The organism is Treponema sp. UBA785, assembly GCF_002297065.1.
Classification (GTDB): Bacteria; Spirochaetota; Spirochaetia; order Treponematales; family Treponemataceae; genus Treponema_D.
Map to the genome: position 1 here is coordinate 1 of NZ_DBJD01000094.1, position 10,768 is coordinate 10,768.

Annotated in this window: 7 protein-coding genes; 3 read left to right on the plus strand and 4 right to left on the minus strand. The window is 42.8% G+C overall.

All coding sequences use genetic code 11. The annotated features are described in order from the left end of the window. Positions 1–96: 96 nt before the first annotated feature. A complete protein-coding gene (locus tag B2X33_RS08625) occupies positions 97–1,206 on the plus strand; it encodes a 30S ribosomal protein S1 (protein WP_296020655.1) in 1,110 nt (369 codons plus the stop codon). A gap of 53 nt (positions 1,207–1,259) precedes the next feature. Further along, positions 1,260–2,573, plus strand: coding sequence for an RluA family pseudouridine synthase (locus B2X33_RS08630; protein ID WP_296669032.1), 1,314 nt, complete (start codon positions 1,260–1,262; stop codon positions 2,571–2,573). Positions 2,574–2,840: 267 nt separating this feature from the next. Here B2X33_RS08630 and B2X33_RS08635 read toward each other — a convergent pair whose 3' ends face one another. Next, entirely contained in the window at positions 2,841–4,949 is a 2,109-nt protein-coding gene (locus tag B2X33_RS08635) for a methyl-accepting chemotaxis protein (protein WP_296669034.1), read from the minus strand. A 1,253-nt stretch (positions 4,950–6,202) separates the two neighbouring features. On the opposite strand from B2X33_RS08635, the gene B2X33_RS08640 reads away from it, so the two are divergent. Beyond that, complete coding sequence (locus B2X33_RS08640) at positions 6,203–6,961, plus strand: DUF4469 domain-containing protein (RefSeq protein WP_296669035.1); 759 nt, start codon at positions 6,203–6,205, stop codon at positions 6,959–6,961. A gap of 341 nt (positions 6,962–7,302) precedes the next feature. Here the strand turns inward: B2X33_RS08640 and lysA are convergent, their stop codons facing one another. The 3 genes from lysA to dapA form a co-directional block, all read right to left on the minus strand. After that, positions 7,303–8,568, minus strand: coding sequence for a diaminopimelate decarboxylase (gene lysA, locus B2X33_RS08645; protein WP_296669037.1), 1,266 nt, complete (start codon positions 8,566–8,568; stop codon positions 7,303–7,305). A 72-nt stretch (positions 8,569–8,640) separates the two neighbouring features. Next, entirely contained in the window at positions 8,641–9,735 is a 1,095-nt protein-coding gene (gene asd, locus B2X33_RS08650) for an aspartate-semialdehyde dehydrogenase (protein ID WP_296669038.1), read from the minus strand. A 66-nt stretch (positions 9,736–9,801) separates the two neighbouring features. Then, positions 9,802–10,716 carry a 4-hydroxy-tetrahydrodipicolinate synthase gene (gene dapA, locus B2X33_RS08655; protein ID WP_296020701.1) on the minus strand — a complete coding sequence of 305 codons (915 nt, stop codon included), beginning with the start codon at positions 10,714–10,716 and terminating at the stop codon, positions 9,802–9,804. Between the last annotated feature and the right edge of the window lie 52 nt (positions 10,717–10,768).

Genomic DNA, 10,768 nt, shown 5'->3' on the forward strand with positions numbered 1-10,768 from the left:
ATCCCTGCCACATAGTGGCAGGCCGTGCGCAGAAGCGCACAATAAAAAACCGACATTCAAACTAAAAAAAACAAATTTAAAAAGGAAAGCAAAAAAATGACGCAATTCAATACAGGCGATGAAATCGAAACAACAGTTGTGCAGATTTCTGGAGACACAGTTTTTATTGACCTCGGACTAAAAAGCGAGGGTTTTGTAGACAAGGCAGATTTTACCGATGAAAACGGAAACTGCACTGTAAAAGAAGGCGACAAGGTAAAAGTCTATTTTGTAGGCTCAAGCCGCGATGAACTCCACTTTACGACAAAAATCAAAGGCGAAAACGCAGGGCTCCAGATTCTCGAAAACGCTTTCAATAACGCACTTCCAGTCGAAGGACACGTAGAAAAAGAAATCAAAGGCGGTTTTGAAGTAAAACTCGGACAGACACGCGCATTCTGCCCTTACAGCCAAATGGGCTACAAAAACCGTCTGGAGCCTTCAGAATACATTGGAAAAACAATGACATTTTTAATCAGCGAATTCAAAAATGAAGGAAAAAACATCATTGTTTCCAACAGGAAGCTCGAAGAAGAAACAGAAAATGCGAAGGTAAATGCGCTTTCAGGAAAACTAAGCGAAGGAAACATCGTAAGCGGAACAGTAAAATCAATCCAGTCTTACGGAGCATTCGTAGATATTGACGGTTTTCAGGCTCTTCTTCCAATCAGCGAAATCAGCCACCAGCGCGTAAATGACATTTCTGAGTTTTTGAGTGTCGGACAGAAAATCGAAGCAAAAATAATAAAGGCAGACTGGAACACGCAGCATCCAGACCGCTCAAAGGTAAGCTTGAGCCTTAAAGCCCTCGAAAAAGATCCATGGGAAAGCGTAACAGAAAATCTAAAGCCAGGACAGAAAACAAGCGGAAAAATCGCACGCATCACAGGCTTCGGTCTTTTTGTAAACCTTTTGCCAGGAATCGACGGTCTTGTCCATATAAGCGAAATCGAAGACGTAAGCGCAACAACAAACTTGAGCAAAAAGTTTAAAGTTGGAGAAGAATTTGACGTAGTTGTTCAAAAAATCGATGCCGCAAACAAGAGAATATCTCTTTCTCCGGCAACTTCGGCAGAACAGGACAGCGAAGCAGAAACATATCTTGAATCTCAAGATTCTGACGACGGAGATACCTATAATCCGTTTGCAGCCCTCTTAAAAAAATAAAGTTGTTTCCTCCATTTGAACAAGAAAAAGCCGCCGGCGTAGTTTTAGACATCTTGAAAAAACTCGGCGGCGGCTCGATAGCTTTGCTCCGCAACTCAAAACCTTCTGACGAACGGAACAGTTCTCTCGTGATGCTCGGTGTGCTCGTCTGCAAAAAAACAGACGCAAAAGAAGGCGAATTTGTAAATCTGATTGCAGTTTCGGGCATAAGCTGCAGTTTAAGAGGCGAGCTTCCGGGAATCTTTGTTGAGCCAGTAGTTTCCAACGAGCAGATTCAAAAGGCCCTGGAAGAAAACGACCTTGAAATTCACGAGCTTACGGACAAAATAAAAAAAGAGGTTTTGCCTCAAAAGCAAGCAGAATTAAAAAAACAGCGCGAAAAACTCTGCGACGCTTCTCTTTTAAAAGTTTTTGACAGATACTCATTCTGCTGCGCAGACAAAAAAGAGCGCAAGCTTTTAGATATTATAGATTACCAAAAGACAAAAAAACTTCCGCCCACAGGAACAGGCGACTGCTGCGCTCCAAAACTTTTAAGCTACGCCTTTAAAAACTCGCTTGTTCCTCTCAGCATGGCAGAAACAAAAATACATTTTGCCCTAAAAGGCAAAACAGCACAGATTGAACATCCCGGCAAAAAAACAGAGCTTTACCCGCCCTGCGACAGCCGCTGCTCCCTTGTTCTTCCAGCAATCTTAGGCCTTGAAATTTTATACCGCGACAGCGACATAATAGTAGTAAACAAACAAAGCGGAATTTTGAGCGTTCCCGGACGAGGACCGGAAAAACAGGACTGCATAGTAAACAGAGTAAAAAAACTTTTTCCAGACTGCATAGAACAGCCTTCAGTGCACAGACTGGACATGGAAACAAGCGGACTTTTAGTGCTCGCCTTTACAAAAGAAGCGCACAGAGAATTAAACCGCCAGTTTGAAGCAAGGGAAGTTCACAAAAAATATATTGCCCTCATAGACGGAATTCTTGCAAAAAAGGGAATAGAAAAGAGCGGAACTATGGAACTGTTTTTCCGTCTGGATATAGAGAACAGGCCTCATCAAATATGGGACAGAGAAAACGGCAAAAGCGCAGTCACACAGTGGCAGATAGAAAACGTTGAATACTACACCGCTCCGGACAAAAGCCGGCGCCCCGTAACCAGGGTAACCTTTATTCCGCACACAGGACGCACACACCAGCTTAGACTTGCGGCGGCAGACATCCACGGATTCGGGCTTCCAATCATAGGAGATACACTTTACGGCCGCTGCGAAAAAGGCGAAAGACTATTGCTGCACGCCTCGGAACTTTCTTTTACACATCCGCGCACAAAACAAAAGATGGACTTTTTATGTCCGCCGGAGTTTTAACATTATTTTTATCAGACAGCTAGGAACAGAAAGACTAAATACCCTTAATTTCGAATTTTATAATTTAATGTCATTATCTGGCTTGACCCGATAATCTATTGAAACTTTGCAACAGATTACGATGCCAAGCACGGCAAAGTCAACTTTGTTAGCATTGGGCTGAAAATTTTGCAGTTGTTTTATCAAAAGCCGATGAGCCCTTACGATGGCTAAAAACAGTTGCATGCCCCCTGCCATTTACACAGTTTTATGACAGGGGCTTAAAAATCAAACGCTAAACTGGTCAATTTGATCCGCAATTTTTGAAATGGAACCTTTTACCTTTGAAGATATTTCGCCAAGCGCGGCTCCTGTTTCGTTTATCTTCTTTGCGCCGATTTCCATTTCGTCCATGCTTTCCTTCATAACCATTGTGGCATCCTGAAGCCGTTTTACTTCCTCAAGAATCGCCTGGTTTCCGGCAGACATTTCAGAGGATGCGTTGCGCACTTCAGAAGAACTGTCGTTCATAGAATGAAGAGCTTCGTTTATCTGCTTAGAGCCTTCCGCCTGTTCTTCCATTGCCGATTTTATCTGAAGAACAAGCTGGTCTGTGTCCTTGATTTTCTTTGAAACGCTTTCAAATGCGACACTGGATTCCGCAGAAGAAGATACAACTTCGTTTATAGATTCGTGAATGTTGTTCAGCTGCAAACCAATTGTCTTTGACTGCGCAGTAGAAGTTTCAGAAAGCTTGCGGATCTCGTCTGCAACAACGCTGAATCCTTTTCCGGCTTCGCCTGCGTGCGCGGCCTCGATTGCGGCGTTCATGGCAAGAAGATTTGTCTGGCTTGCGATTGAAGAAATTGTTGCGTTCGCTTCTTTTAGCATAGCGGACTGTTTTTCAATCTTTTCTATCTGCTCGTTTACAATCTGCTGTTTTGAAAAACCATTTTGAGTATCCGACTGAAGCTCCTCAAAAGAAGAGACCATCTTGTCAACCGACTTATTTACAGAAGAAATGTTACCAAGCATTTCTTCAACTGCGGCAGATGCCTGTGTTATGCCGGCGGTTTGATTTTCAATCATTTTTTCAAGTGAAGAAATATTTGAAGCGATTTCGTTTACAGCTCCAGCAGTTTCTTCAACGCTTGAACTTTGATTAACAATCTGATTTCTTACGCTTCCAATGTTTGCAATAATTTGCGTAATAGCGCTGGTTGCGTCCTGAGTGCTTTCTTCAAGAACTTCGCCGGCATTGCTCAACTCGCTTTTGGAAGTTTTTACATCGGAAATGATTTCATGCAGCTTGCCAACGAATTTATTGAATCCTTTTACAACAAATCCGATTTCGTTGTTGGAATTTATTTCAATTCTTTGTGTAAGGTCGGCGTTGCCAGAAGCGATTTTTGTTATTGCCCCGTCAAGTTTTTTCAATGGTTTTATTGCGCGGTACATAAGGAAGCCTGCTATGCTTACAAGAAGAATCGCGCTTATAAGAGAAAGCAAAGCCATCTGCCCCATCATTAAAGAAATTGAAGAATATATTTCCTTCTGCTGAATTGAAACTGCCATTGACCATGAAGTGCCTTCTACCGGCGTAAAGCTTACAAATTCAAGGTCGTCATAAATTCCTTTTAGCCAGGCGTGCCCTGTTTCGCCGTCCACCATCCGCTGGGCAAGCTCGCCCATGTCCTCGTGTCCTACAGAATAGCCTGTAAGGAAGTTGCGCTTATTTATCCAGTCCTTGTTCGGATGGGAGATTACAGTTCCGTCATCGGCAAGAACGAATGCGTATCCTGTGTTTCCAACTTTTATATTGCTGATAATCTCGCCCAAATGCTTTGACTGCATTACTCCCGAAAAAAGACCTATGTTTTTTCCGTTGCGCACAATCGCGCGTGTTACGTGAATTACAGACTGCCCCGTTGTTCTTGAAACCACAGGATCATCAATAAAACTCGTCTTTCCGTCCTGCATTATCGCCTTGAAATAAGGACGATCGGCAATATCAATGGTTTTTCCTGTGTCCGTATAGGCGGTTCCGTCCGGGCCTGCAAGCATTATGTAGTCAAACTCGGATATACGCTGATCTTCCTGAGAGACAAGCCATTGGCGCATTTCGTCAAAAGTTCCTTCCAGAGCCATGTCCGAATTCACATAGAAATTCATGGCATAGAAATAGGCTTCTATCTTTTCTGAAATTACCTGCGAATAAGCCGCCGCCACAACTGCGTAGTCGTTCGCAGAATCCTCAAGTGTGGATTTTTTTGTAATTTCTCCTGTTATAACAATCTGCAGAAAATTAAAACACACAATTGAAAGCCCTACAAAAAGAACAAGCCGAATCACAAGGCTCTTGCGTTTTTCGGTATTTAAAACAGTTTTTTCTTTCATGATAAAATATTCTCCTTTGAGTTTGTCTTTATAAGAAAGTCTAAAAGGCTAAGATTGATTATACATCAGGATATGTATTCTGTCTAAAAAAAATTATTTTGATGTGCATTTTAATTTTTACAATTCCATAGCAATGCCAGCGAAACTGTCATTGCCCGGCTTACCTTTTTTCTGTCATTGCACGGTTTACCTTTTTTCTGTCATTGCCCGGCTTGACCGGGCAATCTCTAAATAACTGTCATTGCTGTGCTTAACACGGCAATCTGTTTGCAGTGGGATTATCGGGTCAAGCCCGATAATGACAGTAAAATTCGAAATTGAACTTAAGAATATGTGCCGAATTTAAAAGACTATCGGAGCAATATTATAGCATAAAATTATTTATTTTTGTAGCTAATGGCGTGAATGCCGAATTTTGGCAAGCTTTAACTCGCACACACTTGCGGCTGTAAGAAGAACACTTGAGCGGCTGCAAGAAACATCCCCTGTGTTACTGTAAGAAACTCAGCCGCGCGACTGCAAGAAGCACACCCTGTGCTATTGCAAGAAGCTCAACTGCGCAACTATAAGAAGCACACACGCGCTTCTTGTAAAAAGCACACCCTGTATTACTGCAAGAAGCATACCCTGTGCTACTGTAAATAGCTCAACTGCGCAACCGCAAGAAGTTCACTTGCACGGCTGCAAGAGACGCACCCACGCGACTGCAAGAAGCTCAACTGCGCGACTGCAAGCAGTTCAGTTGCACGGCTGCAAGCATTATGCTCACGCGTCTGTAAATCGCGCGCACGAACGTCTTCTTATAACAAAAATGCTTGCCTTGGCTATCTTATTTTGGCAAAAAAAAGAATGTTTTTTCTAAAAAACATTGCGCTTTGCGAGTTTACGGCTGCAAATTCATAAAATTTTAACAAATCTATAACAAAAACTTAAAAATTTTGCATTTTTTACTTGATGATTTCATAGATTTATTATTAACTTTATTGTGGGAATAAACGAGAAAAAATCTTATATTTCCCATACTAAAACTATCGGAGGAACCTAAATTGAAAGAAGAAAAAAAGACCATCTAACTGACTGCCATCAGATAAATGGTCTATAAACAGCGCTGCGGAATATCCACAGTTGTAAGTCTACTGTTACATCATAAGAATATTCTGCAGTTTTTTCAAGTCAATAGAAAAGTAACTGGCGTTGCCAAAACAACTATTGCCAACTTAAAATTCTAACCTTAAAAAAAAGGAATTATGATTATGATAAACATTGATTCAAAACGCAACACAAATTTTGCAGTCACATTGACTCCTTGCAACTTTAAAGAAAACACATACATTGCGCGTGTTCCAAGAAAAACCATCACAACAGACCAGATTTTAGACCTTATCGCCGCCCATAACCAGGGAATAGACCGCTATCAAGTCGGACATGCAATGGAGCTTCTAAAAAAAGAAATTCTTGAGCAGGCCAAGCTTGGATTTGCGGTAGACATTATGGAAATCTGCAAGCTCTACATTGCCCCAATCAGTTCAGTGCAGTCTCTTAATCCAGAGGCCGAATCCATAACAGGCTTTGAGGCAAGATTTTCAACAAACGAAGAGCTGCGCGAAACCTTAAAGGAAATTACGGCCGCTGTTTCTACAGTGGTCGATTCTGCTCCTCAGATTACCCAGATAGAAAACCCTGTTTCCGGCTATGCGGAAGGCGTTCTCAAGGCAACGTTCAGCGCAAGGATTAAAGGGAAAAAACTTAAAGTTGGAGGCGAGAACAGCGGCATATTCTTTATACCTCTTCTCGAAGACAACTCTGCAAACAAGGACGAGCAGGAATGGATAAAGGTTCCTGAAGAATTTATTACGACAAACAGTCCAAAAATGCTTGAATTCCATCTTCCGCGCAACCTTGCCGCAGACAAAAAGTATTTTATTGGAATTAGAACTTCTATCCGCGGTACTCAGGAATTAAAAAACGCAGTTACGGGTTTTAGCAAAATTACTGTAACAATAAAAGAATAAAAAAATGCAAAGTCAGCGGACTTTTTTATCCAGGCTGGCTTTGCATTTTTGTTTTTATTTAGCCAAAACTTCGAGTTTTATAATTTAATGTCATGTCGGGCTTGCCTCCCATGTCATTACCCAGCTTGACCACAATGTCATTATCGGGCTTGCCATCTTGTCATTATCGGGCTTGATCCCAATGTCATTATCGGGCTTGATCCCAATGTCATTATCGGGCTTGACATCTTGTCATTATCGGGCTTGACCCGATAATCTATTGAAATTTTCCAACAGATTCCCGTGACGCAGCATGGGAATGACACTTAAATTACTGCTCTTATCAAAACTCGACATTCTGGTTATTTAAAGTTTTCAACGCCTTCTAGGTCAAGTGTTGCAAAAAGGTCGTTGATTGTCTCACGGCGGCGGATTTCTTTTACAGTGCCATCTGCGCGCAAAAGAAGCTCGCCGCATCTTAATTTTCCATTGTAATTAAAGCCCATTGCGCGGCCGTGCGCTCCTGCATCGTGGATTATTACAAGGTCGTCTATATCGATTTTTGGAAGCTTCCTCTGAACTGCAAACTTGTCGCAGTTTTCGCAGAGAGAGCCTACTACATCGTATACATGGTCTTTTGGCGCGTTTTCTTTTCCGCTTACAGTAACTTCGTGGTAAGAGCCGTACATGCCTGGTCTCATCAGGTCTGCCATGCAAGAATCAAGGCCTATGTATTCCCTGTAGATGTGCTTTTCGTGAATTGCCTTTGCAACAAGCCAGCCGTAAGGTCCTGTAATAGGGCGTCCGCATTCCCAGTAAATTCCGAGAGGGTCAAGTCCTGCAGGCACAATAATTCTGTCATATTCGGCGCGGATTCCTTTTGCCACTTCATCGTAGTCTACGGCCTTTTGCTCCGGCTTGTAAGGGATTCCAAGTCCTCCGCCTAAATCCACAAACTCAATGTTTACACCGCATTTTTGCTTTACTTCCACTGCAAGCTCAAATACAAGCTTTGCTGTATCAACAAAAAAATCCGGGTTCAGCTCGTTCGAAGCCACCATAGTATGAAGTCCAAAATGCTTTACGCCCTTTTCTTTTGCAACCTTGTATGCCTCGATCATCTGCTCGCGTGTAAGTCCGTATTTTGCTTCTTCCGGTTTTCCGATTATTGAATTGCATCCGTGTTTTGCAGAGCCTGGATTGTACCGGAAGCAAAGTGTTTCTGGGAGTTTTCCAAGAGTTTTTTCCAAAAAACTGATATGGGTAAAGTCGTCAAGATTGATTATGTTTCCGTTTGCAAACGCATACTTAAACTCAGAAGCTGGAGTCTCGTTCGAGGTAAAGATTACCTTGTCTTTTTTGATTCCTGCAATCTCACAGAGCATAAGTTCCGGCAGGCTGGAACAGTCGCCTCCGCACCCCTCTTCCGCAAGAATCTTTAAAATGTAAGGATTAGGGCAGGCTTTTACGGCAAAGTGCTCGCGGAATTTCGGAAAAATCGAAAATGCCTTTGTAAATTTGCGCATATTTTCGCGGATCGCTTTTTCATCGTAAAGATAGAATGGCGTCGGATATGTTTGTGTAAGTTTTTTTAGTTCTTCGCTATTAAGCGGAAATGTTTTTTCCATAATATTTTTCTCCAAAAAAAGAGGCTTATCCGCAAAACGCAGAAAGCCCCTGTTTCGTTTTGTTATTTTTGATCAGTCAAAAAAGCCCTTTGCCTTTAAGAGCTCTGCATTCAAGATGCCGCCGAGAGCGGCGCCGCGCTTTGTATTGTGGCTGAGGGCTACAAACTTAACGTCAAAAACGCCGCATTTGCGAAGCCTTCCGATTACACAGGCCATTCCCTTTTCTGTGTCGCGGTCGCGGCGCGGCTGAGGGCGGTTTTCTTCTTCGCGGTATACAATCGGATGCTCAGGCGCAGAAGGAAGTTTCAGCTCCTGAGGAAGAGAAGCAAATTCTTCCCAGACTTTTAAGATTTGTTCAATAGAAGGCTTTTTGTCTTCTGGAAGGTCAAATTCGAGGTTTACACTTGCAGTATGTCCGTCGATTACAGGAACACGTGTGCATGTCGCAGACACAACAGGCTCAGAAGCATTTTCAATCTTTCCGCCTTTCACAGTTCCCAAAATTTTAAGACATTCTTTCTCGGTCTTTTCTTCTTCGCCTCCAATAAAAGGCACGATATTGTCAATCATATCGAACGAAGAAACTCCCGGATAGCCAGCCCCGGAAACAGCCTGCAAAGTTGTTACAGTCATTCTCTTTACAGGGTAGCCTGCCTTGATAAGAGCGAAAATCGGAATCATATATGTCTGCAAAGAGCAGTTCGGCTTTACAGCGATGAATCCTTTGTCCCAGCCGTGGTGCTTTTTTTGTTCGGCAATCACATCAAGGTGAGAATAGTTGATTTCAGGAATCAGCATAGGAACATCTTCTGTCCAGCGGTTCGCGCTCGCATTGGAAACAACCGGAATTCCTTCTGCCGCATAAGCCGCTTCCAAAGCCTTGATTTCGTCCTTGCCCATTTCGAGCGCGGAAAAGACAAAGCGGCACTTTCCGAGCGCAAGCTTAGGCTCATTTGCGTCCTGAACAGTAAGATTTTTTACATCATCAGGAATATCAGCTCCAATAAGCCAGCGGTTTTTTACAGCTTCAGGATAAAGTTTTCCAGCCGAGCGCGGGCTTGCCGCAACATAGGTTACCTTAAACCACGGATGGTTTTCCAGCAATTTGATGTATCTCTGGCCGACCATTCCAGTCGCGCCCAAAACACCAACATTTATTCTTTCCATATTATTATCTCCCATAAAAAGACAGCCGTTTACTGCAAGCCTGTCTTTGCGTTTTCGTGATTTTGATTACAGGCCGCACTCTTTCAGAGCGTCTTCTATCACTTTTTTTGCGCCATCGTTTACTTCCGCAAGAGGAAGCCTGCATGGACCGGACGGCATGCCTTTTACGCTCATTGCGTATTTGATCGATGTAGGGTTTCCGTCAACAAAGGCAGCTTTAAAGAACGGAAGCAATTTATAATGAGCCTTGCGCGCGGCGTCAAAATCACCTTCAAGAGCCTTATGCGCCATTTCTACGACTGCGGCAGGCGCAAGGTTAGAAACTACTGATATTATGCCGTCGCCGCCGACAGAAATTAAAGGAAGTGTAAGCGCATCGTCTCCGCTCAAAACTGCAAAGTCCGGCTTTTTTGATTTGATTGTGGCAATTACTTCCATCATCTGGTTGATATTGCCGCTTGCCTCTTTTACGCCGGCAATATTCGGAAGCTCCGCAATGCGTGCAAGTGTATCTGTTGTAATATTTACGCCAGTTCTTCCGGCAATGTTATATACTATGATTGGAATTCCAACTTTGCTTACAGCCGCAAAGTGCTGGTAAATGCCTTCTTTTGAAGGTTTGTTGTAATATGGGGTAACAACAAGCGCGGCGTCTGCGCCTGCTTTTTTTGCTCGTTCGCAGTAAATAACTGCATCTTTTGTGTTGTTGCTGCCTGCTCCTAAAATTACAGGAACATGTTTTCCAGTTGCGTTTTCAAACGCTTTAATTTCTTCCATTACAATAGAAATAAGCTGGTCTTCTTCCTGTCCCGGACGTTCGTCGAGAGTCGGAGTTTCTGCTGTAGTTCCAAGAGGAACAAGACCGTCAATGCCCTGCTCAAGCTGGAATTTTACAGTTTTTCTAAAGCCTTCATAATCAACAGAACAGTCAGACTTCATCGGTGTAATCATGGCTGTAAATGCGCCCTGTAATTTTAACATATATTACCTCTTGCTAAACAAAACTTTTTATATAGCCTGAATTTCGAGTTTT